Annotated in this window: 19 protein-coding genes and 4 pseudogenes; 11 read left to right on the plus strand and 12 right to left on the minus strand. The window is 70.0% G+C overall.

The genetic code is table 11. The features are described from left to right. Nucleotides 1–9 precede the first annotated feature (9 nt). Nucleotides 10–909 carry a D-alanyl-D-alanine carboxypeptidase family protein gene (locus ACQEV8_RS22135; RefSeq protein ID WP_432962749.1) on the minus strand — a complete coding sequence of 300 codons (900 nt, stop codon included), beginning with the start codon at nucleotides 907–909 and terminating at the stop codon, nucleotides 10–12. 228 nt (nucleotides 910–1137) lie between these two features. Here ACQEV8_RS22135 and ACQEV8_RS22140 point away from each other — a divergent pair. Continuing rightward, nucleotides 1138–1776, plus strand: a pseudogene (locus ACQEV8_RS22140) (GntR family transcriptional regulator); the annotation flags it as partial. A gap of 7 nt (nucleotides 1777–1783) precedes the next feature. After that, complete coding sequence (locus ACQEV8_RS22145; RefSeq protein ID WP_432962751.1) at nucleotides 1784–3079, plus strand: MFS transporter; 1296 nt, start codon at nucleotides 1784–1786, stop codon at nucleotides 3077–3079. Between the two features lie 6 nt (nucleotides 3080–3085). Here ACQEV8_RS22145 and ACQEV8_RS22150 read toward each other — a convergent pair. Beyond that, a pseudogene (locus ACQEV8_RS22150) lies at nucleotides 3086–3825 on the minus strand (SAM-dependent methyltransferase). A gap of 88 nt (nucleotides 3826–3913) precedes the next feature. Next, on the minus strand, nucleotides 3914–4738 hold the full coding sequence (locus ACQEV8_RS22155; protein WP_432962753.1) for a maleylpyruvate isomerase family mycothiol-dependent enzyme: 825 nt from the start codon (nucleotides 4736–4738) through the stop codon (nucleotides 3914–3916). 192 nt (nucleotides 4739–4930) lie between these two features. Here ACQEV8_RS22155 and ACQEV8_RS22160 point away from each other — a divergent pair, with 192 nt between their 5' ends. Further along, nucleotides 4931–5728 (plus strand): carbon-nitrogen family hydrolase, encoded by a 798-nt coding sequence (locus ACQEV8_RS22160; RefSeq protein WP_432962755.1) that lies wholly within the window; start codon nucleotides 4931–4933, stop codon nucleotides 5726–5728. Between the two features lie 26 nt (nucleotides 5729–5754). Here the strand turns inward: ACQEV8_RS22160 and ACQEV8_RS22165 are convergent, their stop codons facing one another. Both ACQEV8_RS22165 and ACQEV8_RS22170 read right to left on the minus strand, forming a co-directional pair. After that, the gene (locus ACQEV8_RS22165) at nucleotides 5755–6246 is read right to left on the minus strand and encodes an LURP-one-related/scramblase family protein (RefSeq protein ID WP_432962757.1); all 492 of its coding nucleotides are present in this window, start codon (nucleotides 6244–6246) and stop codon (nucleotides 5755–5757) included. Next, complete coding sequence (locus tag ACQEV8_RS22170; protein ID WP_432962759.1) at nucleotides 6243–7241, minus strand: helix-turn-helix domain-containing protein; 999 nt, start codon at nucleotides 7239–7241, stop codon at nucleotides 6243–6245. Before ACQEV8_RS22170 ends, ACQEV8_RS22165 begins: the two co-directional genes overlap by 4 nt. Nucleotides 7242–7293: 52 nt before the next feature. On the opposite strand from ACQEV8_RS22170, the gene ACQEV8_RS22175 reads away from it, so the two are divergent. Next, nucleotides 7294–7686, plus strand: a complete 393-nt coding sequence (locus ACQEV8_RS22175) for a cupin domain-containing protein (RefSeq protein ID WP_432962761.1) — start codon at nucleotides 7294–7296, stop codon at nucleotides 7684–7686. A 29-nt stretch (nucleotides 7687–7715) separates the two neighbouring features. Beyond that, nucleotides 7716–9532: pseudogene (locus ACQEV8_RS22180) on the plus strand (NHL domain-containing thioredoxin family protein). A gap of 12 nt (nucleotides 9533–9544) precedes the next feature. Here the strand turns inward: ACQEV8_RS22180 and ACQEV8_RS22185 are convergent. The 4 genes from ACQEV8_RS22185 to ACQEV8_RS22200 all read right to left on the minus strand — a co-directional run bounded on the left by ACQEV8_RS22185 (nucleotide 9545) and on the right by ACQEV8_RS22200 (nucleotide 14048). Continuing rightward, nucleotides 9545–9793: a DUF6458 family protein gene (locus ACQEV8_RS22185; protein ID WP_399022003.1), complete on the minus strand. Its 249-nt coding sequence runs from the start codon at nucleotides 9791–9793 to the stop codon at nucleotides 9545–9547. A gap of 87 nt (nucleotides 9794–9880) precedes the next feature. Further along, complete coding sequence (locus tag ACQEV8_RS22190) at nucleotides 9881–11179, minus strand: M18 family aminopeptidase (protein WP_432962763.1); 1299 nt, start codon at nucleotides 11177–11179, stop codon at nucleotides 9881–9883. Nucleotides 11180–11265: 86 nt separating this feature from the next. Continuing rightward, entirely contained in the window at nucleotides 11266–13092 is a 1827-nt protein-coding gene (locus ACQEV8_RS22195; protein ID WP_432962765.1) for an acyl-CoA dehydrogenase, read from the minus strand. Between the two features lie 134 nt (nucleotides 13093–13226). Then, nucleotides 13227–14048, minus strand: a complete 822-nt coding sequence (locus ACQEV8_RS22200; RefSeq protein ID WP_432962767.1) for an intradiol ring-cleavage dioxygenase — start codon at nucleotides 14046–14048, stop codon at nucleotides 13227–13229. Nucleotides 14049–14180: 132 nt separating this feature from the next. Here ACQEV8_RS22200 and ACQEV8_RS22205 point away from each other — a divergent pair, with 132 nt between their 5' ends. After that, nucleotides 14181–14648: an SseB family protein gene (locus ACQEV8_RS22205; protein WP_189727101.1), complete on the plus strand. Its 468-nt coding sequence runs from the start codon at nucleotides 14181–14183 to the stop codon at nucleotides 14646–14648. A 5-nt stretch (nucleotides 14649–14653) separates the two neighbouring features. Here the strand turns inward: ACQEV8_RS22205 and ACQEV8_RS22210 are convergent, their stop codons facing one another. Next, on the minus strand, nucleotides 14654–15394 hold the full coding sequence (locus tag ACQEV8_RS22210) for a TetR/AcrR family transcriptional regulator C-terminal domain-containing protein (RefSeq protein ID WP_432962769.1): 741 nt from the start codon (nucleotides 15392–15394) through the stop codon (nucleotides 14654–14656). Between the two features lie 143 nt (nucleotides 15395–15537). On the opposite strand from ACQEV8_RS22210, the gene ACQEV8_RS22215 reads away from it, so the two are divergent. Further along, nucleotides 15538–17052 carry an MFS transporter gene (locus ACQEV8_RS22215; RefSeq protein WP_432962771.1) on the plus strand — a complete coding sequence of 505 codons (1515 nt, stop codon included), beginning with the start codon at nucleotides 15538–15540 and terminating at the stop codon, nucleotides 17050–17052. A 172-nt stretch (nucleotides 17053–17224) separates the two neighbouring features. Beyond that, nucleotides 17225–18196, plus strand: a complete 972-nt coding sequence (locus tag ACQEV8_RS22220) for a pirin family protein (RefSeq protein ID WP_432962773.1) — start codon at nucleotides 17225–17227, stop codon at nucleotides 18194–18196. Between the two features lie 212 nt (nucleotides 18197–18408). Here ACQEV8_RS22220 and ACQEV8_RS22225 read toward each other — a convergent pair whose 3' ends face one another. Both ACQEV8_RS22225 and ACQEV8_RS22230 read right to left on the minus strand, forming a co-directional pair. Further along, entirely contained in the window at nucleotides 18409–19152 is a 744-nt protein-coding gene (locus ACQEV8_RS22225) for a BRO-N domain-containing protein (protein WP_432962775.1), read from the minus strand. Between the two features lie 166 nt (nucleotides 19153–19318). Next, a pseudogene (locus tag ACQEV8_RS22230) lies at nucleotides 19319–21455 on the minus strand (SpoIIE family protein phosphatase). A 167-nt stretch (nucleotides 21456–21622) separates the two neighbouring features. On the opposite strand from ACQEV8_RS22230, the gene aspS reads away from it, so the two are divergent. From aspS to ACQEV8_RS22245, 3 genes are all read left to right on the plus strand, one after another. Next, entirely contained in the window at nucleotides 21623–23386 is a 1764-nt protein-coding gene (gene aspS, locus ACQEV8_RS22235) for an aspartate--tRNA ligase (RefSeq protein ID WP_432962777.1), read from the plus strand. 117 nt (nucleotides 23387–23503) lie between these two features. After that, nucleotides 23504–24472 carry an intradiol ring-cleavage dioxygenase gene (locus ACQEV8_RS22240; RefSeq protein ID WP_432962779.1) on the plus strand — a complete coding sequence of 323 codons (969 nt, stop codon included), beginning with the start codon at nucleotides 23504–23506 and terminating at the stop codon, nucleotides 24470–24472. A gap of 165 nt (nucleotides 24473–24637) precedes the next feature. Then, nucleotides 24638–25957 (plus strand): MFS transporter, encoded by a 1320-nt coding sequence (locus tag ACQEV8_RS22245; protein ID WP_432962781.1) that lies wholly within the window; start codon nucleotides 24638–24640, stop codon nucleotides 25955–25957. The last annotated feature ends 48 nt before the right edge of the window (nucleotides 25958–26005 follow it).

Consider the following 26005-nt stretch of genomic DNA (forward strand, 5'->3'; position numbering starts at 1 on the left):
GATCCCGTCCTACTTGGCGAAGCCGTAGTTGAGCAGCTTCGTCGCGTCCGTCTTGCGCGTGGTCAAGTCGGTCGAGGTGAGGACCGTGCCGATGACCGTCTTGCCGTTCCGCGTGGCCGCGAAGACCAGGCAGTACTTGGCCTCCGGGCCGGAACCGGTCTTCACGCCGATCGCGCCGGTGTAGCTCGCGAGCAGCGGGTTGGTGTTCTCCCACGCGGCCATCGTCCGCGTGCCGCCGGACTTCGTGGTCGTCTTCGCCGTGTACTTCTTCGTCTTGACGACCGTGCGGAACGTGGAGTTCTTCATGGCGCTGCTGGCGATCTTCGTCAGGTCGCGCGGCGTGGAGTAGTTGCTGCCCTTGCCGATGCCGTCGAACGAGTCGAAGTGGGTGTTCTTCAGACCCAGGTTCTTGGCCGTGGTGTTCATCTTGCCGATGAACGACTTCACGCGCGCCGCCCGCGTCGAGCCCGAGCCGAACTTGTCGGCGAGCGCGTACGCCGCGTCGCAGCCGGACGGCAGCATCAGCCCGTACAGCAGCTGGCGGACGGTGACCTTGTCGCCGACGATCAACTTGGCGTTGGACGCCCAGTTGTTGTCGACGATGTAGTCGCTGTACGCCTTCTGGATCGTGACCTTGCTGTCCAGGTTGAGGTTCGACTGCTTCAGCACCACCAGGGCCGTCATGATCTTGGTGGTCGAGCCGGTGGAGCGACGCGTGTCGGCAGCCTTGGTGTAGAGCGACTTGCCGGTCGCGTTGTTCATCACGTAGCCGCCCTTGGCGGCGATCGTGGGCGCCGTGGCGGCCTGCGCCGGCGCAACGGTGAGGGCTCCGGTCGCGAGCATGGCGCCGGTGGTGACGGCGACGGCCGCGGCTCTACGGAGACGGGTGCCCTTAATGCCGGTTATCAAGTGAATTACCCCGATTGCGTTGAATGCCCCAGGCGTGCGGCCGAATTGAGGACGAGGGGAAAGGAGCCGCACGTGTCTGACTTGTAACTAGCACAGTTGGTTGTGCTGTTGCCGAGGGGGACCCGCCCTTTGCCACAGACGTGTGACATTCGAGGCCGTGTGAGTCCGCGTGAGTCCGCATCATGGACGGATGCATCCATGCGTACCTGTTGTATCTATGCTGTCCGCATGACCCTGGCCGTGAAGCACCCTCCCGCCGCCGACCGCGTGTACACCCACGTCAAGCAGGGCGTCCTGGAGCGCCGCTACGAGGGCGGGACCCTGCTCACGGAGGGCGAACTCGCCGAGGCCGTCGGCGTCTCCCGCACACCGGTGCGCGAGGCGCTGCTCCGGCTGGAGGTCGAGGGGCTGATCAGGCTCTACCCGAAGAAGGGCGCCCTCGTGCTGCCCGTCTCCGCGCAGGAGATCGCCGACGTGGTGGAGACCCGGCTGCTCGTCGAGGAGCACGCGGCGCGCAAGGCCGTGCCCGCGCCCCCCGGGCTCATCGAGCGCCTCGAAGCGCTCCTCACCCGGCAGAAGGAGCAGGCCGCCGCCGGAGACCTGGCCGCGGCCGCCGTCACCGACCGCTGCTTCCACGCCGAGATCGTCCGCAGCGGCGGCAACGAGATCCTCTCCCGCCTCTACGACCAGCTGCGCGACCGCCAGCTCCGCATGGGCGTAGCCGTCCTGCACTCCCACCCCGACCGGATCGCCAAGACCCTCACCGAACACGAGGAGATCCTCGAAGCGCTGCGCTCCGGGGACGCCGAGGCGGCCGTCGGACTCGTCCACCGCCACGTCAGCTGGTTCTCGCACCTGGCCCGGGGGAGGTCCGATGAGCGCCGGCACACTGCCGGGCGATCCACCCGGTGGCCGCCGGGCCCTGGCCGTCTGGGGCACGGGCGTCTCGGTCTACTTCGTCGCGGTCATCTTCCGCACATCCCTGGGCGTGGCCGGCCTCGACGCCGCCGACCGCTTCCACGTCAACGCCTCGGCCCTGTCCACCTTCTCCATCCTCCAGCTGCTGGTCTACGCGGGCATGCAGATACCCGTCGGCCTGCTCGTCGACCGGCTCGGCACCAAGAAGGTGCTGGCCCTCGGGGCGGTGCTGTTCACGGCCGGGCAGCTGGGCTTCGCGTTCTCCCCGTCGTACGGCACGGCGCTCGCCTCCCGGGCGCTGCTGGGCTGCGGTGACGCGCTGACCTTCATCAGCGTGCTGCGGCTGGGCACCCGGTGGTTCCCGGCCCGGCGCGGGCCGCTCGTCGCCCAGTTCGCGGGCCTGGTGGGCATGGCCGGCAACCTCGTCTCCACGCTCGTCCTGGCCCGGCTGCTGCACGGCATCGGCTGGACGGCGGCGTTCGCGGGCAGCGCGGTCGCCGGGGCCGTGGTGCTCGTGCTGGTGCTGCTGTTCCTGAAGGACCACCCGGAGGGCCACGAGCCGGAGCCGCTCCCGCACCAGGGCGCGGCCTACGTACGGCGCCAGATCGCCGCCTCCTGGCGGGAGCCGGGGACCCGGCTCGGGATGTGGGTGCACTTCACGACCCAGTTCCCGGCGATGGTCTTCCTGCTGCTGTGGGGTCTGCCCTTCCTGGTCGAGGCGCAAGGGCTGTCCCGCGCCACCGCCGGTGAACTCCTCACGCTCGTCGTGCTGTCGAACATGGGCGTCGGCATGGTCTACGGCCAGGTCGTCGCCCGGCATCACGAGGCGCGGCTGCCCATCGCGCTCGGCACGGTCGGCACGACGGCGGCCCTGTGGGCGGTGACGCTGGCCTGGCCCGGCGAGCACGCCCCGATGTGGCTGCTGATCGCGCTGTGCACGGTCCTCGGGGCGTGCGGGCCCGCGTCGATGATCGGCTTCGACTTCGCCCGCCCGGCGAACCCGCCCGAGCGCCAGGGCACGGCGTCCGGCATCACCAACATGGGCGGCTTCGTGGCCTCCATGACCACGCTGTTCGCCGTCGGTGTCCTGCTGGACGCCACCGGCGGCGACTACACCGTGGCCTTCTCGGTGGTGTTCCTGCTCCAGGCCCTCGGGGTCACCCAGATCCTGCGCCTGCGCAAGCGTGCCATCCGGCGCGAGCGGGAACGGCTCGTGGCGAGCCGGGTCGAGACGGTGCACGTCCCGGCGTGACGCACGTCAGGCGACCGGTACGAGGGTGAGGTAGGCCAGACCCAGGACGCCGCGGTACGTCAGCCACCGGGCACGGTGCCGGTCCGCGCGCTCCCTGGTCTCGGCTGCCAGCGGGTGCGCGGGGTGCTCGGCGAGCCACACCTCGACGTCCGCGAGATACGCCGACTCGAACTCCTCCCACTCGTCCAGGCTCGCGGTCTCCGTCCACTCCGGCCTGAACCCGGCCTCGATCGCCAGGTCCACGAGGGCCGCGAGGTCGTGGTGGTCGGTGACGGCGGCGTCCGGCCACATGCCGGACAGCTCGGCCGGGGTCGGGGTGCGCTGCCAGAACCCCTCACCGAGCAGGACCCGGCCGCCGTCGGCGACGCGTAGGCGGAGTTCCTTCAGGGCCTCGGGGAGCCGGTCGCCGAGAGCCTGGCTCGCGCCCAGGCACAGGACCAGGTCGGCGGGCTCGTAGGTGGTCTCGGTGGCGGACCCCTCGACGAGACGGACCCGGTCGGCCAGGCCGCGTTCCGTGGCGGCCCGGCGGCCCCGGGCCAGTGCCTCCGCGTCGATGTCCATGCCGGTGCCGGTGGCTTCGGGAACGGTGGTCAGGACGCGGAGCATGAGTTCGGCCCAGCCGCAGCCGATGTCCAGGACGGTGGTGGGGTGTTGCGGGTGAGCCGGCTAATGAGGCGGTCTGCCCGGGCCTCCGACAGCGGGCCGTGGAAGGTGAGTCGGGTGTGGCGGGGCGGGGTGGTGGTCATGGGCGGGACGCTACGGGGGTGGTGGAACGGTGGCACGGGGTTTTCCGGCCCGGGGGTTGGTGCCGGGGCCGGGTGGGTGCGCAGCGGGCTACTGCGTCACCGTGAAGTTCCTCAGGATCGCCGCCGTCAGATCCGGGTCGCCCTCCGTCTTCAGCCTGTCGGAGACCGCCTCCGGCGTCACGCGGCCGCAGGCCAGGCGGACGTAGGTCTCCCAGTCGAGGGTGAGGGTCGCGGCGGGGCCGAGGGCGGGGGCCGTTTCGAGGGTGCCGCGGCCCTGGATGTCGACGCGGATCGTGCGCAGGAACTCGATGGGGCCGTGCACGTCGAAGACGACGGCCGAGCTGCGCGGTGCCTCGGCGTTCTCGGCGACCACGCGCGGGAGTTCGGAGAGCAGCACGTCACGGGCGACGTGCGCGCCGGGGGAGTCGAGGTTGCCGGGCCGGCCGAGGGCCGTGCGCAGGTCCTGCTCGTGCGTCCACACGTCGAAGGCGTGCCGGCGCATGGACTCCTCGAGGGTCAGCTCCGTACCCAGCGGGCCGCGCACCTTCGTGCCCGGGTCGCGCGACTCGTTCCGCAGCTGGCGGTTGCGGCGGATGATCACGTACTCCAGCTCGGAGGTCATCTCCGGCGAGGTGTGGTGACGGCGGACGTCGACCTGCATCTCCATGTAGCGCTGGTGGTCGTTGGTGACGTGGAAGAGGTCGCGCGGGAGGGAGTGGATGGGGCGCGGGTCGCCGAGCATCTCGCAGTCCAGGCCGATGACGTGGGAGACCACGTCCCGCACCGACCACCCGGGGCACGGCGTCCGCCGGTTCCACTCGGCCTCCGCGAGCGGCTGGAGCAGCTCGGATATCGCATCGATGGAGTGGGTCCAGGCGTCGGCGTAGGGCTGGAGGGCGGGATGCAGACTCACGGAACGGGACCCCTCGGCGGTCGGTGCACGGGCAGGTGGTGGCGGCGTTGCCAGTGGGAGGTGGCGGCTGTCGGCGGGTGTCTTGGCAGCTAAGTTACGCTGCTGTGAGGCACCCCGGCAGTGCTTTCGTGTGACGATCGTAGGCCCGGGGGAAGCCCATGTGGACGGGTCGAATGCCAGGACGGTGGTAGTGTGCGCGCCTCTGTGATCCAGATCGCCGTAGACGAGGGCGAATCGGTCGAATCCCGTCGACGGCGGGTGGCGTCGCTCGTCCGGGAGCAGGCCGGTGCCGATCTCGTCGTCCTGCCGGAGCTGTGGACCACGGGTGCGTTCGCCTACGAGGAGTTCGGGCGCGAGGCCGAGCCGCTCGAAGGTCCGACGTACGAGGCGATGGCGAAGGCCGCGAGCGACGCGGGCGTGTGGCTGCACGCGGGATCCATCCCGGAGCGGGACCCCGATGGACCGCTCTACAACACCTCCCTCGTCTTCTCCCCCTCGGGCGACCTGGCCGCCGCCTACCGCAAGATCCACCGCTTCGGCTTCGACAAGGGCGAGGCCGTGCTGATGGGCGCGGGTGCCGAGCTGGTGACGGTGCGTCTGCCGGAGACCGTCCTGGGGCTGAGCACCTGTTACGACCTCCGTTTCCCCGAACTCTTCCGCGGTCTCGTCGGCGCCGGTGCCGAGACGCTCGTGGTGTCGGCGGGCTGGCCGGAGCGCCGCCGGTCCCACTGGACGCTGCTGGCCCAGGCACGGGCCGTCGAGAACCAGTCGTTCGTCGTCGCATGTGGAACGGCAGGGACGCACGCCGGAGTTCCCCAGGCCGCTCACTCGATCGTGGTCGATCCATGGGGCGAGGTGCTGGCCGAGGCCGGCACCGACGAGGAGGTCCTCACGGTGGAGTTCGACCCGGGGAAGGTCGCGACGACACGGGAGCAGTTCCCGGCGCTGAAGGACCGGCTGCTGGGCCTGGAGCCCCCGCGCCGGCCGTAGGACCGCCTCAGGGCCGCCCTAGGACCTCAGTCCTCCCGCTCCTTCTCCGCCAGGTGGATGACACACACGGCCACCGCGATCAGCAGCGCCGGATCGGCGTCCTCGCGGACAACGTCCACGCCGTAGGTGTCCCGCAGGGTCAGCCAGCGCCGGGAGATCACCGCCAGCAGCTCACCGTCGTACTCGACGGCGAACTCCCGATCGAGGATCTTGCCGCTGACATCCAGTTCGTTGCCGTCGGCCAGGGACACCCGGTAGTGGTTGCGCAGCAGGGACAGCCGTTTCCTGCGGATCGTGGCCAGCGGCTCCCCGGCCCGCTGGAGCACCATCGTGTCGCGCAGGGCGAGCATCTTCTGGTGGATGTCGACGAGGACACGCCCCTGGGCGTCCTTCAGCTCCCAGGTGTCCCGCAGCCGCAGCGCCTTGCCGTCGACGAGGAACACCTTGCTGCCACGCTCGTCCTCGATCCAGTAGTCGTCACCGAAGCCGAGGAGCCGGTCGTACACGAGGAATCTCATGAGACCAGGGCTTCCCCATGACCCGTTCCGAAACGCCGCCGATAGGCCGACGGGCTGAGTCCCGTCGCCCGACGCACGCGCGTGCGCAGGTTGGCGGCGCTACCGAGCCCGCACCGGGCCGCCACCACGTCCAGCCGCTCCTCGCCCCGCTCGATCATTCGGCAGGCGAGGGCCACGCGCTCGCCGGTGAGCCACGCGAGCGGGGTCGTGCCGAGCTGGGCGCGGAAGCGGCGGTGGAGCGTGGCCGGGCTGACACGCGCGCGTGCGGCCAGGTCCGAGACCGTCAGCGGCTCGCCCAGCCGCTCCTGTGCCCACGCCAGCAGTGGCGCCAGGGACTCGTCCCGCATCTCGGGCACCGGCCGCTCCACGAACTGCCGCTGTCCGCCGTCCCGGTGCGCGGCGAACACCAGCCGCCGGGAGACGTGGTTGGCGATCTCGGCGCCGTGGTCACGCCGCCAGATGTGCAGCCCGAGGTCGAGCGCGGCCGCGCTTCCGGCCGCGGTGAGAAGGTCTCCGTCGTCCACGAACAGCACGTCCGGCTCCAGCAGCACCGTCGGGTGCAGTCCGCGGAAGGAGTCCGCCCACCGCCAGTGGGTCGTCGCCCTCCGCCCGTCCAGCAGACCGGCCTCGGCGAGTGCGAAGGTCCCGGTGCAGAAGCTCATGACCCGGGTGCCACGCGTGTGTGCGCGCCGGATGGCGTCGAGGACGGCGGGGACGCGCGGTACGACATTGTCCGGCCGCCCGGGTACGACCAGCGTGTCCGCCCGGTCCACGGCGTCCAGGCCCGGGACACCGGTGAGCGCGAAGAAGCCGTGGTTCATCCGGATCGCCGGCGTGGGCGCGCACAGGGTCACCTCGTACAGCGGCTCCGGCAGCCCCAGCTCGGGCCGTGGCAGCCCGAACAGCTCGGTGGCCACCCCGACCTCGAATGGGTTGGTGCCCTCGTCGACGATCACGGCGACCCGGTGCGGACGGTGCGAGGATCCTTGCGACATGTGCGATTCCTAGCACTCGTGCGAGACGTAGGGCACCCCGGAAGATCCCCTCATGACTCAGGAACCCGTCTCCCTCGCCCACGCCCTGGCCTCCTTCTCCGAGCAGTGGAGTCCCCGCATCGTCTCCGCCGTCAACGACTACGACGTCCGCGTCGCGAAGGTCGAGGGCGAGCACGTCTGGCACGCCCACGAGCACACCGACGAGTTCTTCCTCGTGCTCGACGGCGAACTGCACATCGGCCTGCGCGAGGCGGCCGGAGAGCGCACGGTCGTGCTCCGCAAGGGCAGCGTCTTCACCGTCCCGCGCGGCACCGAGCACAAGCCGTACGCGCCCGCCCCGACCGCGATCCTCATGTTCGAACCCACCGGCACCCTCACGGTCGGCGACCGTCACGACGACGTCCCGGCCCACGTGGACGCCACGACGGGGCACGCGCTGAGCTGACTGTCAGTGACGGATGGCACCCTGGGGGCATGGACCACTCCGCACCCCGACGCGCCCGCGTCCGCGCCCCCGAGCTGACCGGCAAGGGCGGCTGGCTGAACACGGGCGGGCAGCAGTACACCCTCGCCGACCTGCGGGGACGCATCGTCGTCCTGGATTTCTGGACCTTCTGCTGCGTGAACTGCCTGCACGTCCTGGACGAGCTCCGGGAGCTCGAGGAGAAGCACCGGGACACGGTCGTCGTCATCGGGGTGCACTCGCCGAAGTTCGTGCATGAGGCCGAGCATCAGGCGGTCGTCGATGCCGTGGAGCGGTACGGGGTGGAGCATCCGGTGCTCGACGACCCGGAGCTCGCGACCTGGAAGCAGTACGCCGTGCGGGCCTGGCCGACGCTCGTCGTGATCGACCCCGAGGGGTACGTGGTCGCCCAGCACGCCGGTGAGGGGCATGTGCACGCGATCGAGCGGCTCGTGACGGAGCTGGAGACCGAGCACGCCGCCAAGGGCACGCTGCGGCGCGGGGACGGGCCGTATGTGGCGCCTGAGCCGGAGCCGACGGCGTTGCGGTTCCCGGGGAAGGCCGTTCTGCTGCCGTCAGGGAACTTCCTGGTGAGCGACACCACTCGGCATCAGCTGGTGGAGCTGGCCCAGGACGGCGAGAGGGTAGTGCGGAGGTTCGGGTCGGGTACGCGCGGGCTCGCCGACGGATTCGCCGAGGAGGCCGCCTTCAACGAGCCGCAGGGGCTCGCTCTCCTCGACGACGGCTCCGTGGTCGTCGCCGACACCGTCAATCACGCGCTGCGGCGGCTGGACCTCACCACCGGCGAGGTGACCACCCTCGCCGGCACGGGCCGGCAGTGGTGGCAGGGCTCACCCACCTCGGGCCCGGCCCGTGAGGTCGACCTCTCCTCCCCGTGGGACGTCGCCTGGTGGCAGGACAAGGTCTGGATCGCCATGGCCGGTGTGCATCAGCTGTGGGCGTACGACCCGGAGGACGGGTCGGTCGCGGTGGCGGCCGGGACCACCAACGAGGGGCTCGTCGACGGGCCGGGCGGCGAGGCCTGGTTCGCGCAGCCGTCCGGGCTGGCCGCGACACCGGAGCGGCTCTGGCTCGCCGACTCCGAGACGTCGGCTCTGCGCTGGGTGGAGCCGGACGGTTCCGTCCACACGGCTGTCGGAACCGGCCTGTTCGACTTCGGCCACCGGGACGGCGCGGCAGAACAGGCCCTGCTGCAGCACCCGTTGGGCGTCACCGCCCTGCCGGACGGCTCGGTCGCGGTCAGCGACACCTACAACCACGCCCTGCGCCGCTATGACCCGGCGACCGGTGAGGTGACGACCCTGGCCACGGACCTGCGCGAGCCCAGCGACGCCGTGCTCGCCGGCGACGACATCGTGGTCGTGGAGTCGGCCCGGCACCGGCTGACCCGGCTGCGGCTGCCCGAGGAGGCGGTGCGGGTGCCGGACGTGGCCCACCGTACGCGGCGGGAGGCCACCGAAGTCGCCCCGGGCAGCTCCGGTTGGACGTGATCTTCCAGGCCCCGGCAGGTCAGAAGCTGGACGAGCGCTACGGCCCTTCCACCCGCCTGCTCGTCTCCTCCACCCCGCCGGAGCTGCTGCGCAGCGGCGAGGGCGCGGGAACAGACCTCTCCCGCGCCCTCGAACTCGACCCTGCCGTGTCGGAGGGCGTGCTGCATGTCTCCGCGATGGCCGCGTCCTGCGACGACGACCCGGACAACGAGTACCCCGCCTGTCACGTCCACCAGCAGGACTGGGGTGTGCCCGTCCGCCTCACCGGGGCGGGGACGGACCGGCTTCCGCTGGTGCTGGCCGGGATGGACGCCTGAACTGGCAGGGCATCACACCCCGTAGCCGTCGCTGTAGCCGTCGCGTGTGTGGGGCCGTCCGTCGTTCACGACCGGCGTCGTGGGGGGCACCACCACGCGCCGGCGCCTGGCGATGCTGCTGAACGTCGTGACGCCGATCAGTCCGACGATCATCAGGATGATGCCGACCAGGTCGAGGTTGACCCCCTGCATGTCCCAGTCGGTCGCGAACGTGAGGATGGCTCCCACGGCGATGAGGATGATGCATCCGCCGAGGCCCATGTTGTGTCGCCTCCCTGTACGGTCCGGTCCTTCCGGTCCGCACCCCGGGTACCCCGGTGGGGAACACCCATGCGGTGGCGGCTCGTTCTATCGCTCCAGAAACGCCGTCAGCGCGTTCGCCAGGAGGAACGGGTCGTCGGCGCCGCACAGTTCGCGGGCGCTGTGCATCGACAGAATGGCCACGCCGATGTCGACGGTCCTGATGCCGTGCCGGGCGGCGGTGATCGGGCCGATCGTGGTGCCGCAGGGCATGGAGTTGTTGGAGACGAAGGACTGGAAGGGCACGCCCGCCTGCTCGCAGGCCCCCGCGAACTCGGCGCGGCCCGAACCGTCCGTGGCGTAGCGGTTGTTGACGTTGACCTTGAGGATCGGGCCGCCGTTGACGCGCGGATGGTGCGTCGGGTCGTGCCGCTCCGCGTAGTTGGGGTGGACGGCGTGGCCCGTGTCGGAGGACAGGCAGACCGTGCCGGCGAAGGCGCGGGACCGGTCCTCGAAGGAACCGCCGCGCGCGTACACCGAACGCTCCAGCACGTTGCCGAGCAGCGGCCCGTCCGCGCCCGTGTCCGACTGGGAGCCGTTCTCCTCGTGGTCGAAGGCGGCGAGGACCGGGATGGAGGCCGGCTTCGACGACGACGAGGCGACGGCCGCGAGCGCCGCCGTGCCGGCGTGCACCGAGAGCAGGTTGTCCATGCGCGGGCCCGCCAGCAGTTCGCGGTCGCGGCCCAGGTAGGCGGGCGGTTCCACGGAGTGGGTCATCAGGTCCCAGCCGGTGACCACGCCCGCGGGGAGGCCGGCCGCCTCCTCCAGGAAGGCGATCAGGTCGCCGTCGCGGACGTCGTGGCCGAGGCCCCAGATGGGCTGCAGGTGCCGCTGCTTGTCGAGCTTGAGGCCGTCCGCCGTCACCGAGCGGTCCAGGTGGATGGCGAGCTGCGGGACGCGCAGCAGCGGCCGGTCCACGTTGACCAGGCGCGTCGAGCCGTCGCGCAGGGTCAGCCGGCCGGCGAGGCCCAGGTCGCGGTCCAGCCAGGAGTTGAGCAGCGGTCCGCCGTAGATCTCCACGGCCACCTGCCGCCAGCCGTGCGCCCCGCTGTCGGGCAGCGGCTTGACGCGCAGGTTGGGGGAGTCGGTGTGGGCGCCGACGATCCGGAACGGCGTGTGGGGCGCGGCGCCCTCCGGCACGTACCAGGCGACGATCGCGCCGCCGCGCAGCACGTACTTGCCGCCGCTCGTCCCCTCCCAGGCGTCCGTCTCCGCGACCTGCCGGAAGCCCGCCTTCTCCAGTCGCTCGGCGGCCGTGGCCACGGCGTGGTACGGCGAGGGGCTCGCCGCCAGGAAGGTCATGAGGTCGTCGGTGTGGCCGCGGTCGAAGCGGGCTGGTTCGCTCATGGGTTCACTTTAACTACGGACGAGGGCCCGTTCCCGGGTAAGGGAACAGGCCCTCGAACAGAGAGACGGACAGAGGTGGCGGGGGGCTAGAACGCGGCCTCGTCCAGCTCCATCAGGTCCAGCTCGACGCCCTCGGCGACCTTGCGGGCCAGGGTGACGCCCGGCAGGACGTTGGCCGCGAAGAACTTCGCCGCCGCGATCTTGCCGGTGTAGAAGGCCACGTCCTTGGAGGAGGCCGTCTCCAGCTTCTCGGCGGCGACCGCAGCGCCCTTGAGCAGCAGGTAGCCGACGACGACGTCACCGGAGGCCATCAGCAGGCGGGTCGTGTTGAGCCCGACCTTGTAGATGTTCTTGACGTCCTGCTCGGTGGCCGCGAGGTCGGTCAGCATCAGGCCGACGATGGCCTCCAGCTCGACGGCGGCCTTCGCGAGGTGTTCGCGGGCACCGGCCAGCTCCTCGCCGCCCTCACCGAGCGCCAGGAACTTCTTGATGTCCTCGGCGAGGGAGTTCAGCGCGGCGCCCTGGTTGCGGACGATCTTCCGGAAGAAGAAGTCCTGGCCCTGAATCGCGGTCGTGCCCTCGTACAGGGTGTCGATCTTGGCGTCGCGGATGTACTGCTCGATCGGGTACTCCTGCAGGAAGCCGGAGCCGCCGAAGGTCTGCAGCGACTGGGCGAGCTGCTCGTAGCCCTTCTCGGAGCCGTAGCCCTTGACGATCGGCAGCAGCAGGTCGTTCAGGGCCTCCAGGGCGGAGATGTCCTCGCCCGCGGTCTCCTTGACCTGGATCTCGTCCTGGATGGAGGCCGTGTAGAGGACCAGGGCCCGCATGCCCTCCGCGTACGCCTTCTGCGTCATGAGCGAGCGGCGCACGTCGGGGTGGTGGGTGACGGTGACCTTGGGCGCGGTCTTGTCCATGAAGTTCGCCAGGTCGGGGCCCTGGACGCGCTCCTTGGCGTACTCCAGCGCGTTCAGGTAGCCCGTGGAGAGCGTGGAGATCGCCTTCGTGCCGACCATCATGCGGGCGAACTCGATGATGCGGAACATCTGGCGGATGCCGTCGTGCTTGTCGCCGATCAGCCAGCCCTTGGCGGGGTGCTGGTCGCCGAAGGTCATCTCGCAGGTGTTGGAGGCCTTCAGGCCCATCTTGTGCTCGACGTTCGTCGCGTAGGCGCCGTTGCGCTCGCCCAGCTCGCCGGTCTCGAAGTCGAAGAGGTACTTCGGGACGAGGAAGAGGGAGAGGCCCTTGGTGCCGGGGCCGGCGCCCTCGGGGCGGGCCAGCACGTAGTGGAGGATGTTCTCCGACATGTCGTGCTCACCGGACGTGATGAAGCGCTTCACGCCCTCGATGTGCCAGGAGCCGTCCTCCTGCTGCACGGCCTTGGTGCGGCCGGCGCCCACGTCGGAGCCCGCGTCGGGCTCGGTGAGCACCATCGTGGAGCCCCACTGCTTCTCCGTGGCGAACGTGGCTATGTGCTTCTGGACCTCGTTGCCCTCCTCGAAGAGGATGCCCGCGAAGGCGGGGCCCGAGGAGTACATCCACACGGCCGGGTTGGCGCCCAGGATCAGCTCGGCGTAGGCCCAGATCAGGGAGCGGGGCGAGGTGGTGCCGCCGATCTCCTCGGGGAGGCCCAGGCGCCAGTACTCGGAGTCCATGAAGGCCTGGTAGCTCTTCTTGAAGGACGCGGGGACCGGCGCGGTGTTGGTCTCCGGGTCGAAGACCGGCGGGTTGCGGTCGGCGTCGATGAAGGACTCCGCCAGCTCGTTCTCCGAGAGGCGGGTCAGCTCCTCCAGGATGCTCTTCGCGGTCTCGACGTCCATCTCCTCGAACGGACCGGTGCCGTACACCTTGTCGCGCCCGAGTACCTCGAAGAGGTTGAACTCGATGTCGCGGAGATTCGACTTGTAGTGCCCCATGGCGACGGCTCCCGGCTCCGTAGAGAGATCGGCGAGGCACTGGATCCTCGCGCTAGTTCACGTACCAACAAGTAGCTACGATGATGCTACCCGTCGGTAATAAGAAGCAACCCCAACCTGTCATCTGTGACAGGTCACACCGGAACGGTCAGTGTCGCGGTGTAGCCGTCCCCGGTACTGCCCGTCACCGTGGCCAGCTGACGGTCGTGACCGTCGCTGAAGATTCCGTCGCTCTCCAGGGAGAGAGTGCTCAGGTTCCGCACGCTCTCGCCGTAGCCGTCCGTGGCGTACACCGCGTCGCAGACGTCCTTCGGGAAGGCGAGCTGCGAGGTGTTCGTGATCGACGTGGCCGCCGTGGCATCGGCCAGGCTGTCGTAGACCTCGAAGTGGAGGTGCGGCCAGCGGCCCGGGTAGCAGCCGGGGAAGACACTCTTGAAGGTGACCCGGCCCTCGTCGTCGGTCTCCTGGACTCCGCGCAGGTAGTTCTCCTCGGTGACGCCGTCGGAGTACAGGGAGTAGGCGCCGTCCCGGTCGCAGTGCCACAGGTAGACGGCAGCGCCCCGCTTCGGGGCGTCGCAGCCGGAGGCCGCGTCCACCACGGTCAGCGTGATCGTCAGGGGTATGCCCTCGGCCGTGCCGCCCGCGGAGTCGCCGAAGCTGCGCGTGATGTCGCTGCGGACGACCCCGCTCTCCTTCAGGACGTTCACACCGTTCGAGCCGTCGCCGGGGAACGGGCCGGCCGTCTCCTCCGGGATCGTCGCGCACCCGGCCGACGGCGCGGCGGAGGGTGACGAGGAGGGCGGCGCGGAGGTCTCCCGCTCCGACGTGCAGCCCGCCAGCGGGATCAGGCCCGCGCCCGCCACCAGCCGGATCATCCGGCGGCGGGCGAGGACGGGGAGGTCGTGGGAGAGGCCTCGGTCGTGTTCGTGCGGGCCCTCGGCATGGCGTCCGTTCATGGCAGAGACGCTATGAGCGACGGCCGCGGCGATCCATAGCCGCGGCTGTCAAGTCGCTGTCGAGTCACTGTCGGTTCGCTACGACTGCCGTCCCGGTCCGTGTGCCCGGCCGCTCTCGGTACTCTTGCGCCCATGTACGGCTACGACCAGACAGCGGGCCCGCAAGCGCAGTACGCCCCTCCGCAGCAGCCGATGTCCGGCGGATACGGGCAGCAGCCGCCGCTGTACCCCGAGCCGTCCCCGCCCTCCCTCACGGACGCGGTGCGCGCGTTCACGACCGGGCAGATGGCCGCCGAGGACTTCCAGCAGGCCTTCGCGACGTCGAAGGTCTACTGCCCGCGCGGCGACAATCCCGGTTTCCTCGCGCTGCACAACACCCAGCAGCCGGTGATCCCCATGTTCAGCACCCTCAAGGAGCTGCGCCGGTACGCGGGCAAGGAGTCCAAGTACTTCGTGATCACCGGTTCCGAGGTGCTGGACCTGCTGCCGACCGGTTACGGGTTCGTCCTCGACATGGAGGGCGAGCACCGGATGGTGTTCGACGCGAAGGCCGTCGAGCAGATGGTCGAGTTCGCGATGCGCCGGATGTATGGCGGCTGACCTGCCTATTTCGGCAGCCGCAGCGCCAGGCCGTCCAGGACGACCTCCAGGCCGTAGGTGAACTTGTCGTCCCGGATCCGGGCGGGGTCCACGGTCTGGTCCGCGGTCCCGGCATCGGCGGCCGCCAGGTGGTCGTAGGCGGCGGAGGCCTCCCGGGCCGCCGGCAGCAGCCGGGCGACGAACTCCGACTCGGTCTCGCCGGAGCGGGCGACCGTGGTGAGCCAGGCGGCCTCCGTGGTGGACATGCCGATGACGTACGAGAACACCGCGTCGATCGCGCGGCTCGGCTCGGGGAACCCCGCCGCCGTGAACAGTGCCGCGAGCCGCTCGGAGAAGGTCATGTAGTTGGGTCCGAGGTAGGCGAGTCCGGCCTGGCCCAGGACCAGGGTCAGCCAGGGGTGCCGTAGCGCCGTCGTGCGGAAGGACCCCGCGGCCTCGGCCACCGCCGCGCGCCAGTCCGTCCCGCCGGCCGGCGGGACGTGGATCTCGGCGGCGACCTCGTCCACCGCGAGCTCCATCAGCTCGTCCTTCGTGGCGACGTGCCGGTACAGGGACGTCGCGCCGGCGTTCAGGCGGGCGCCGAGCTTGCGCATGCTGAGCGCCTCGATGCCGTCGGCGTCGAGCATCGCGATCGCCTCCCGCACGATCGCGTCCCTGCTGAGCGCGGGCTGGTCGGGGCGGCGCTGCTCACGGGTCCATACGGACGGGATCGGGTTCTTCTCCGTCGTCTTCGTGCTCTTGGGCATCGACACTCCTCCTGGCGCTCGGCGCTGACCTGTGCGAACAGCGTGCGCATTCAGCGTACAGAACTCAAGGGTTGCGCACACTGTTCCGCTGTGCGTACAGTGTGCGCATCGAAGGAACGGTGTTCGCGGGAGGGGAAACTGACATGGACGCTCGTAATCCACGCCGCTGGTGGATCCTGGTGGTGCTCTGCCTGAGCACGCTCGTGCTGGTCGTCGACAACATGGCGCTGACGGTGGCGGTGCCCACGCTGACCGAGGACATCGGGGCGAGCGCACAGGGCATGCAGTGGATCCTCGACTCCTACATCCTGGTCTTCGCCGGGCTGCTGCTGACCTCGGGAAGCCTGGGGGACCGCTTCGGGCGCCGGAAGGTGATGCTGATCGGCCTGATGCTCTTCGGGGCGGCCTCGCTGGGGGCGGTGTTCTGCTCCACTCCGGGTGAGCTGATCGCGGTGCGGATCGCGATGGGGGTCGGCGGGGCGCTGATCATGCCGTCGACGCTGTCGATCCTGATCACCGTCTTCGACGAGGACGAGCGGCCCAAGGCGATGGCGGCATGGGGCTCGGTGTCGATGCTGGGGCTGGTCGGCAGCCCGGTCCTCGGCGGTGTGCTGATCGACCACTTCGCCTGGCAGGCGATCTTCCTGATCAACGTGCCGATCGTCGCAGCGGCGCTGCTGGCCGGTGTGCTGCTGATGCCGGAGTCCAAGGCGCCGTGGCAGAAGCCGGACCCGCTGGGCGCGGTGCTGTCGGCGGTGGGCATGACGGCCCTGGTGTGGTGGATCATCGAGATTCCGCAGCACGGTGCCTTCGAAGGCCGTTCCCTGCTCGTCCTGGCCCTCGCGGTGGCCGCCCTCGCGGGCTTCGTGATCTGGGAGAACGTCACCGCCTCGCCGATGGTCCCGCTGGTCCTCTTCAAGAACCGCAACTTCAGCGGGGGCTCGCTCTCCCTGTCGCTCGTCCAGATCGGCAACGCCGGGCTGCTGCTGGTCCTGACCCAGTACCTCCAGTTCGTGCTCGGCTACTCCGCCGTCAAGGCCGGCCTGGCCTTCCTCCCGCTGGCCGTGGCCGCGCTGGCCGGTAACGCCGCCGGGGCCCAGTTCGCCGTGAAGGCCGGGAACCGGATCGTCATCCTCGCCGGGATGCTGCTGCTGGCCGCCTCCTTCGGGCTGCTGGCCACGCTCGACGCCGACAGCGGGTTCACGGTCCCGGCCGTGGCGCTCGGGGTCCTCGGCCTCGGTGCGGGCCTCGCGATGCCGGCCGCGGTGGCCGCGCTGATGGGCACCATCCCGGAGGACAAGGCGGGCGTCGGCTCGGCCCTCAACGACACCATCCAGCAGTCGGGCACCGCCCTCGGTATCGCGATCCTCGGCTCCCTGCTCTCCAGCGGCTACGCCGACGCGATGCCGGCCGGCGCTTCCGAGCAGGCGAGGGAGTCGATCGGCGGGGCCCTGGCGGTCGCCGGTGGCGACACGGGCCTGGTCCGGGCGGCTCGCGAGGCCTTCACCGACTCGATGTCGACGACCTTCACGATCAGCGCGATCGGTGTCCTGGCGGCGGCCGTGGTGGCCACACTCGTGATGCGGGACCGCAAGGCGGAGCCCGCCGGGGCCGAGTCCGCCGGCGCCGAGAATGAGGGGCACCGGCTGGCTGCCTGACCTCGGCGGACGAAGGCCGGCACCCCGGTGTGAGGGGTGCCGGCCTTCGTCGATGTCGCACTCCTGTGGTTCGGGCCGCCCTCCGCTGGGAATGCCCTCCCGGTTTTCTGTGTTCGGGGTGGCAGAAAGTTCAACGCTCAACTAAACTGGGCGAACACGAGGAGGAACCGACATGCCTGCAGTGACCGTCGAGAACCCGTTGACGCTGCCCCGCGTGACCGCGCCGACCGACGCCGTGGCACGTCCCGTGCTCGCCGTCACGACCGCTCCGAGCGGTTTCGAGGGCGAGGGCTTCCCGGTGCGCCGGGCTTTCGCGGGGATCAACTACCGTCATCTCGACCCGTTCATCATGATGGACCAGATGGGCGAGGTGGAGTACGCGCCGGGTGAGCCGAAGGGCACGCCCTGGCACCCGCACCGCGGCTTCGAGACCGTCACGTACATCATCGACGGGATCTTCGACCACCAGGACAGCCAGGGCGGTGGCGGCACCATCACCAACGGCGACACCCAGTGGATGACCGCGGGCTCGGGTCTCCTCCACATCGAGGCGCCGCCGGAGCACCTGGTCATGTCGGGCGGTCTCTTCCACGGCCTCCAGCTGTGGGTGAACCTCCCGGCCAAGGACAAGATGATGGCGCCGAGGTACCAGGACATCAGGGGTGGAAACGTCCAGCTGCTCACCACCCCCGACGGCGGCGCGCTGCTGCGGGTCATCGCCGGTGAGCTGGACGGGCACGCGGGCCCGGGCATCACGCACACCCCGATCACGATGGTCCACGCGACGCTGGCGCCGGGCGCGGAGCTGACCCTGCCGTGGCGCGAGGACTTCAACGGCCTGGCGTACGTCCTGGCCGGGCGCGGCAGCGTCGGCGTCGACCGCCGCCCGGTCCACACGGGCCAGACGGCCGTCTTCGGCGCGGGCTCCTCGCTGACCGTCCGCGCGGACGAGGAGCAGGACTCCAACACGCCGGACATGGAGATCGTCCTGCTCGGCGGCCGGCCGATCCGTGAGCCCATGGCGCACTACGGCCCGTTCGTCATGAACACCCGTGAGGAACTCCAGCAGGCGTTCGACGACTTCCAGAAGGGACGGCTGGGAACCATCCCGGCCGTGCATGGAATGTCGGAGGGCGGCCTCTAGGACCTCGCCGAGCCGGGTACGGTACGACAAGGCCCGAAGTCGCAAGTTCGAGTTGCGATTTCGGGCCTTTCTCGTAGGTGTTGTTACGGGATCACATAGAACGGGGCGCCGTTCGGGGCGCGACCCACCTGCCGTACGCATTCCTGCTCGGACAGCAGCTCAAGGCTGTCGTGGACACGGTCGGTCGACAGCCCGGTGCAGACAGAGATCTCCTACACGCTGTAACCGGCGCCGCCGTGCAGCAGCGCCGGCGCCAGGTGGGCGGCCACCGCGTGGACGTCCTCGGTGACGACGAGGTTCCTGGCCTTCCAGTTGGCCAGAAGCTGCTGGGGTGTCAGCTCCGGGGCCTGGACGGGGCGGGTGCGGTCGTCGGTGCGGCGCAGCGTCTTGGTGATGTCGCGGAGCATCTCGACGATCGCGTTCTGCTTGTCGTCGATCTGCCGTAGCGCCGCGTCCGTCCGGGTGCCGCGCTCTTCGAGCCGGACGAGGACGTCGGCGAGCTGCGAGGGTACGGCGTACGCGGTGGCGCCGGTGGGGGCGGCGGGCTGTACGGGGGCCGGTTCCAGGGAGTAGGAGCCGTCGCGCTGGATGGTGGCGATGACTTCGGAGACCCAGGTCTTGAAGGGCTGGGCCGAGGGTTTGGTGCAGGCGTTCACCAAGCGGATCAGGCCCTGGAGATTCACGAGATTCATGTCTCGCCGCCACTCCCGACCTGCGGGAACGTCGAGAGCGTGCCTCTGAAGCACACTCTCAACACTGGAAAAGTTGGCTGTGTCGGCGACGTTCCGCAGTGTCGATCCGACGTGTGTGTAGCCCAGGTGTCGACACACGTCGACGGCCGGGAACCAATACGTCCCGTCCGGCAGGGTCAGCCTTCGGACTCGTGCGCCTGTCGCGGCGAACACGAAGTCACTGATCTCGATCGCGTCATTGCGCGTGTTGTTCTGCTCGTTCATCGAGCATCACCTCCGCGTCGGAACGTAGGTCCGCAGAGGTGCAACTCGCCTCGATAGCAAGGATGTTCACCCGAACGTGGACAGAAGCATCGATTCTGTCGACCGCGTCAGCCCGTCACGCCCTCGACGAACCACCGCCGCCACTTCGAACATCAGAGACCGGTGGCTACGGCGACCAGGAGCCGTCGCCCGAGCCGTCCACGGACTCGTAGAGCTCGAACCAGATGCTCTTGCCCTGGCCCCGGGGGTCCACCCCCAGGCGTGTGCGAGCAGTTCGATCAGGATCAGGCCGCGGCCGGAGGAGGCCAGCTCGCCGGGTCTGCGCTTGTGGGGCAGGTCGTCGCCGCCGTCCGTGACTTCGATGCGCAGCCGCCGCTCCCCCACGTCGCCGGTGATCTCGGCGACGAGCAGCGCGTCGGAGTCGGTGTGCACGAGGACGTTCGTCAGCAGCTCGGACAACAGCAGCACCGCCGAGTCGACCTGGTCCGGCGAGGCCCAGTCGTGCAGCAGTTCGCGCAGTTGCTGCCGGGCCGCCGCGACCCGCTCGGGCTCGGCCTGCGCGACCGTCAGCACCGTACGCCGCACCGGGCGCACCGCGGTCATGGCGTCGCCGCAACCGCATCCGTCGCCCTCCCGGCTGAGCAGCAGCACGGCGATGTCGTCCTCGCGGCGGTCGGCCAGTGGGCCGATGGTGTGGTGCGAGGACGGCCCGTGCACGGCCTGCACCAGGGTGTCGGCGAGTTCCTCCAGATCGCCCTTGTGCTCCTCCAGGATCACGCGCAGCCGCCGCCAGCCGGTGTCCAGGTCGTGGCCGCCGGTCTCGATCAGGCCGTCCGTGCAGATCAGCATGGTCTCGCCGGGCTCCAGCGCGAGCCGGGTGGTGGGGTAGTCGGCGTCCGGGTCGATGCCCAGGGGCAGGCCGCCCGACGTCGGCCGGGTCAGGACCGTGCCGTCGGCCATCCGGAACGCCGGGTCCGGATGCCCGGCCCGGGCGATGTCCAGCACCCCCGTCGTCGGGTCGACCTCCACGTACACGCAGGTCGCGAAGCGCGGGTCGGACGGGTCCTCGTCGCTGATGCCGTGCAGGAAGCGGGAGGCGCGGGAGAGCACCGCGTCCGGGCGGTGGCCCTCCGAGGCGTAGGCCCGCAGGGCGATCCGCAGCTGGCCCATCAAGCCGGCCGCGTGTACGTCATGCCCCTGGACGTCGCCGATGACCAGCGCGAACCGGCCGCTCGGCAGCGGGATCACGTCGTACCAGTCGCCGCCGACCTGGAGTCCGCCACCGGTGGGGACATAGCGGGCGGCGAGGCTCATGCCCGGGATGCGCTGCGAACCGAGCCTCGGCAGCATCGTCCGCTGGAGCCCGTCGGTCAGGGCCCGCTCGCTCTCGGCCAGCCCCGCCCGCGTCAGGGCCTGCGCCAGCATCCGCGCAACCGTCGCCAGCACGGACCGCTCGTCCGGTGTGAAGGCGACCGGGTAGGTGAAGGCGGCCATCCACGCGCCCATCGTGCGGCCGGCCACGGTCAGCGGCAGGAACGCCCAGGAACGGCGGCCGAAACGCTCGGCGAGCGGCCAGGTCAGCGGATAGCGGGCCTTGTACTGCTCGGGGAGGACAGATACACGGCCCGGCCGGTGCGCGCCGCCTCGGCGGCCGGGTAGTCCGTGTCCAGTGGCATGTCCGAGAACGGGCTCTCGTCGCCCATCTGTTGCCCGTGGTGGCCGATGATCGTCAGGCGGTCGCCCGCCACGCCGAACACCGCGAGTCCGTCCGGCGAGAACCCCGGCATCGACAGATTGGCCGTGACCCGCAGCACTTCCTGCGTGGAGCGGGCCTCGGCCAGCGCCCGGCCCGCGTCCAGCAGGAACGCCTCCCGGGAGCGCCGCCAGTCGCCGGTGACCGCACTGCGCCCGGCCGGGGTGCCCGGCGTCGGCTCCGTGACCTCCTGGAGGGTGCCGATCAGCCGGTACGCCTTGTGGACCCGGTCGAAGGACGGCTTGGAGCGGCTGCGGACGACGCGGACGATCCGGCCCTGCTCGTCCATGACGCGGATCCGCACCTCGGCGAGGGTGCCCTCGGCGACGGCGAGCTGGACCACGCCGGTGATCTCGTTCCAGTCGACCGGGTGCAGCCGCGCCCGGGCCTGAGCCTCGGTGAGGCTGACCTGCTCGGCGGGCAGCCCGAGCAGCCGTGCCGCCTCGGCGTCGACCGTGACCAGCCCGGTAGCGGTGTCCCAGTGCCAGAGGCCGGTCGCGAGGGCGGCGAGGGCCTCCCCCACGGCGGGCAGGGGCTCGCCAGTGCGCATTGCCCTACTTTAAGAAGAGGGGATCGAAGACTGCCACCGAAGGCTGAAGTGTGCTCGATCGTTACCGGTGGAGAACTCTGGAGAGTCGATCTTGCCCTGCCCGGTACGCTGGGGACCAGTTTCACGTGAAACACAGACCCCGATCAGCGAAGACTGGATGAACGACGATGCATCGGTACAGGTCCCACACCTGCGGCGAGCTCCGCTCCTCTGACGTCGGCAGCGACGTCCGGCTGAGTGGCTGGCTGCACAATCGGCGCGACCTGGGCGGCATCCTCTTCATCGATCTGCGCGACCACTACGGCATCACGCAGCTCGTCGCCCGTCCCGGCACCCCCTCCTACGAGGCCCTCGACAAGCTCTCCAAGGAGTCGACCGTCCGCATCGACGGCAAGGTCGTCTCCCGCGGCGCCGAGAACATCAACCCCGAGCTGCCGACCGGTGAGATCGAGGTCGAGGTCGGCGACGTCGAGCTGCTCGGCGCGGCCGCCCCGCTGCCCTTCACCATCAACGCCGAGGACGGGGTCAACGAGGAGCGGCGCCTGGAGTACCGCTTCCTGGACCTGCGCCGCGAACGCATGCACCGCAACATCATGCTGCGCACGGCCGTCATCTCGGCGATCCGGCACAAGATGACGGCGCTGGGCTTCAACGAGATGGCGACGCCGATCCTGTCCGCGACCTCCCCCGAGGGCGCCCGCGACTTCGTCGTCCCGTCCCGTCTGCACCCGGGCAAGTTCTACGCCCTGCCGCAGGCGCCCCAGCAGTTCAAGCAGCTGCTGATGATCTCCGGCTTCGACCGTTACTTCCAGATCGCGCCCTGCTTCCGCGACGAGGACGCCCGCGCCGACCGCTCGCCCGGCGAGTTCTACCAGCTCGACGTGGAGATGAGCTTCGTCGAGCAGGAGGACGTCTTCCAGCCCGTCGAGAAGCTGATGACCGAGCTGTTCGAGGAGTTCGGCGGCGGACGCCACGTCACCTCGCCGTTCCCGCGGATCCCGTTCCGCGAGGCGATGCTCAAGTACGGCTCCGACAAGCCGGACCTGCGCGCCCAGCTCGAACTCGTCGACATCACCGACATCTTCGAGGGCTCGGAGTTCAAGGCGTTCGCCGGCAAGCACGTGCGTGCCCTGGCGGTGCCGGACGTCTCGGCGCAGCCCCGCAAGTTCTTCGACCAGCTCGGGGACTACGCCGTCACGCAGGGCGCCAAGGGCCTGGCCTGGGTCCGCGTCGCCGAGGACGGCTCGCTGTCCGGCCCGATCGCGAAGTTCCTCACCGAGGAGAACGTCGCCGAGCTGACCAAGCGCCTGTCCCTCGCCGCCGGTCACGCCGTGTTCTTCGGCGCGGGCGAGTTCGACGAGGTCTCGAAGATCATGGGCGCGGTGCGGGTCGAGGCCGCCAAGCGCGCCGGGCACTTCGAGGAGGGCGTCTTCCGCTTCTGCTGGATCGTCGACTTCCCGATGTACGAGAAGGACGAGGAGTCCGGCGCGATCGACTTCTCGCACAACCCCTTCTCCATGCCGCAGGGCGGTCTGGAGGCCCTGGAGACCCAGGACCCGCTGGACATCCTGGGCTGGCAGTACGACATCGTCTGCAACGGCGTCGAGCTGTCCTCCGGCGCGATCCGGAACCACGAGCCGGAGATCATGCTCAAGGCCTTCGAGATCGCCGGGTACGACCGGGACACGGTCGAGGAGAAGTTCGCCGGCATGCTGCGCGCCTTCCGCTTCGGCGCCCCGCCGCACGGCGGCATCGCCCCGGGCGTCGACCGCATCGTCATGCTGCTCGCCGACGAGCCCAACATCCGCGAGACCATCTCCTTCCCGCTCAACGGCAACGCCCAGGACCTGATGATGGGCGCGCCGACGGAGCTGGAGGAGGCACGGCTGAAGGAGCTGCACCTGTCGGTGCGCAAGCCGCAGCCGAAGTAGGCGTACGGATGTGAGTGGCTCGGAACCGAGGTCGGTTCCGAGTCGCTTTCGTACGCAGGGCTCTCACCCAGCTCTTACCCAGGCTCCTGACAGCCGCGCTCCCTAACTTCCCTTCCCATGACGGGACAGGAAACGGCTCAAGGGCCGAAACACAAAAGGGATCTGACACGCCGCAAGGTCGTGGTGGCGGGCGCCGGTGCGGCGGTGGCTGCGGGCGTCGGCGGTACGTTCGCGGCGGGCGCGTTCGCCGGGGAGGAGCCGAAGGCCGCCACTCCGGGGAAGGCCGCCGCGAGCTCCGGTGAGGCCTGCTACGAGCTGACCTCCGAGACCACCGAGGGCCCCTACTACATCGACGCGGACAAGCTCCGCCAGGACGTCACCGAGGACCAGGAGGGCATCCCGCTCACCCTGCGCCTCAAGGTGATCGACTCCGAGACCTGCAAGCCCCTCGCGAACGCCGCCGTCGACATCTGGCACTGCAACGCGCTGGGCGTCTACTCGGGTTACGAGGACATGGGCAGCGGCGGCGGGGGCGGCGGTGGCGGTACGCCGCCTTCCGGTACACCCTCCGGTACGCCGACCGGTACGCCCACGGGTCCGCCTCCGGACGGGGGCGGCGGAGGCGGGGGCCACCAGGAGCCCACCGACGACGAGCGCTATCTGCGTGGCACCTGGCGCACGGACAAGCGGGGCTTCGTCGAGTTCCGTACGGTCTTCCCCGGCTGGTACCAGGGCCGCTGTGTGCACATCCACACCAAGGTGCACGTCAACGGCGCCTGGACCAAGGCCGGTTACGAGGGCGGCACCACCTGCCACACGGGCCAGCTCTTCTTCGACGAGGAGTCCGTGCTGGCGTCCGCGAAGGTCGAGCCGTACTCCACCAACGCCGCGACCCGCACCACCCTCGACGAGGACACCATCTACCCGGGCAACGGGACCGAGGGCGGGCTGCTGAAGCTCAAGTACCGGAAGAACGCCATCGCCAAGGGTGTCGTCGCCACCCTCACGATGGGCGTCGACCCCGAGGTGACACACGACGGTACGGATGACGCGGTGCAGCCGGGCGCATCGGCATCGGCGAGCTGACGGACGTAGTCGATGTGGGGCGGACGTCTACGGATTGTCCGCCCCACATTCACATACATGTACTTCTGCTCAACCCGTTGACCCGGAAGGCGTGCCTCCATAAGGTCCCTTCGAGAACGCGTACGTGATTGCTGTTCACGTATGTGCACATCGAGGGAGACAACGATGTCAGAAGCCGCGACCGCCATACCGGAGGTCGAGCAGCGAGCGGTGAGCAAGTTCCTGCGCCGCATGCTGCCGATCCTGGTGCTGATGCTGCTGGTCAACCAGATGGACCGGACGAACGTGGGCTTCGTCCAGGACGAGTTGCGGGCCGACGTCGGGGTCAGCGCCACGGCGTACGGGCTCGGGGCGGGCCTGTTCTTCATCGGCTACGCGCTGTTCGAGGTGCCCAGCAACATGTGGCTGGAGCGGTTCGGCGCGCGGGTCTGGCTGACCCGGATCATGATCACCTGGGGTCTGGTGATCGTGGCGATGTGCTTCATCCACAACGTGTGGATGTTCTACGGTCTGCGCTTCCTGCTCGGTGTCGCGGAGGCCGGCTTCTTCCCCGGTGTGCTCCTCTACTTCACCCAGTGGCTGCCGGACTCCAGCCGGGGCCGGGCCAGTGCGATCTTCCTGGGCGGCTCGGCCACGGCGTACATCGTGACGGGCCCGATCACCGGTGCGCTGCTGGAGCTGCACGGCGCGGGCGGCATCGCGGGCTGGCGCTGGATGTTCGCCCTCGAAGGAGCCTTCTCCATCCTGGTCGGCTTCATCGCCGGGTTCTTCCTCGTCTCCCGGATCCAGGACGCCAAGTGGCTCACGCAGGAGGAGAAGGACGCGCTGAGCGATGCGGTGGCCCGGGACAAGGAGGCGCGGGACCGTGCGCCGTCGGTGTCGCGCTGGAAGCTGATCTTCCACCCGCAGGTCGCTGTCCTGACCTCGGTCTTCTTCGCGATGGCCCTCACCGGTTACGCGATCACCTTCTGGCTGCCGAGCCTGGTGGAGGAGATCGGCGGACTGTCGCCCTTCCAGATCGGCCTGCTGTCGGCGATCCCGTGGATCTGTGCGGTGATCGCGATGTACACGATGAGCCACTTCACCGACCGGGCCCCGGACCGCCGCCCTTACCTGGCGATCGCCCTGGTCCTCTCCGCCTTGGGCACCTTCCTCGCCACCCTCGGCTCGCCCTGGTTCGGCCTCGTCGCCCTCACCCTGGCCGCGGTCGGCGGCAAGTGCGCGGCCACGCTGTTCTGGCCGATGGCCCAGTCGGGCCTCGACCTGAAGATCGCCGCGCCGGGTCTGGCGCTGGTCAACTCGCTCGGAAACCTGGGCGGTTTCGTCTCGCCGACGTTGTTCGGCTACCTGAAGGACACGACCGGCAGCACGAACGGCGGCCTCTACACGCTCTCGGCGGCATCGATCCTGGCGGTGCTGGGGGTGGCGTTCGTACGGCACACCCATCGGGGCCGCAGGTGGGCTCGGGTGGTCGTACGGGGGTGAAGGGCGAGGCGGCTGTGAGCTGAGCGCGGGACGTGGAGGCGCCCGGGG

This window comes from Streptomyces sp. CA-179760 (genome assembly GCF_050937045.1).
Classification (GTDB): Bacteria; Actinomycetota; Actinomycetes; order Streptomycetales; family Streptomycetaceae; genus Streptomyces.

Bases quoted from the DNA above. Each gene is read 5' to 3' on its own strand.
- ACQEV8_RS22145 (WP_432962751.1), top strand. From the start codon at position 1,784: ATGAGCGCCGGCACACTGCCGGGCGATCCACCCGGTGGCCGCCGGGCC.
- ACQEV8_RS22165 (WP_432962757.1), bottom strand. From the start codon at position 6,246: ATGAGATTCCTCGTGTACGACCGGCTCCTCGGCTTCGGTGACGACTAC.
- ACQEV8_RS22170 (WP_432962759.1), bottom strand. From the start codon at position 7,241: ATGTCGCAAGGATCCTCGCACCGTCCGCACCGGGTCGCCGTGATCGTC.
- ACQEV8_RS22175 (WP_432962761.1), top strand. From the start codon at position 7,294: ATGACTCAGGAACCCGTCTCCCTCGCCCACGCCCTGGCCTCCTTCTCC.
- ACQEV8_RS22185 (WP_399022003.1), bottom strand. From the start codon at position 9,793: ATGGGCCTCGGCGGATGCATCATCCTCATCGCCGTGGGAGCCATCCTC.
- ACQEV8_RS22190 (WP_432962763.1), bottom strand. From the start codon at position 11,179: ATGAGCGAACCAGCCCGCTTCGACCGCGGCCACACCGACGACCTCATG.
- ACQEV8_RS22195 (WP_432962765.1), bottom strand. From the start codon at position 13,092: ATGGGGCACTACAAGTCGAATCTCCGCGACATCGAGTTCAACCTCTTC.
- ACQEV8_RS22200 (WP_432962767.1), bottom strand. From the start codon at position 14,048: ATGAACGGACGCCATGCCGAGGGCCCGCACGAACACGACCGAGGCCTC.
- ACQEV8_RS22205 (WP_189727101.1), top strand. From the start codon at position 14,181: ATGTACGGCTACGACCAGACAGCGGGCCCGCAAGCGCAGTACGCCCCT.
- ACQEV8_RS22210 (WP_432962769.1), bottom strand. From the start codon at position 15,394: ATGCCCAAGAGCACGAAGACGACGGAGAAGAACCCGATCCCGTCCGTA.
- ACQEV8_RS22215 (WP_432962771.1), top strand. From the start codon at position 15,538: ATGGACGCTCGTAATCCACGCCGCTGGTGGATCCTGGTGGTGCTCTGC.
- ACQEV8_RS22220 (WP_432962773.1), top strand. From the start codon at position 17,225: ATGCCTGCAGTGACCGTCGAGAACCCGTTGACGCTGCCCCGCGTGACC.
- ACQEV8_RS22225 (WP_432962775.1), bottom strand. From the start codon at position 19,152: ATGAACGAGCAGAACAACACGCGCAATGACGCGATCGAGATCAGTGAC.
- aspS (WP_432962777.1), top strand. From the start codon at position 21,623: ATGCATCGGTACAGGTCCCACACCTGCGGCGAGCTCCGCTCCTCTGAC.
- ACQEV8_RS22240 (WP_432962779.1), top strand. From the start codon at position 23,504: ATGACGGGACAGGAAACGGCTCAAGGGCCGAAACACAAAAGGGATCTG.
- ACQEV8_RS22245 (WP_432962781.1), top strand. From the start codon at position 24,638: ATGTCAGAAGCCGCGACCGCCATACCGGAGGTCGAGCAGCGAGCGGTG.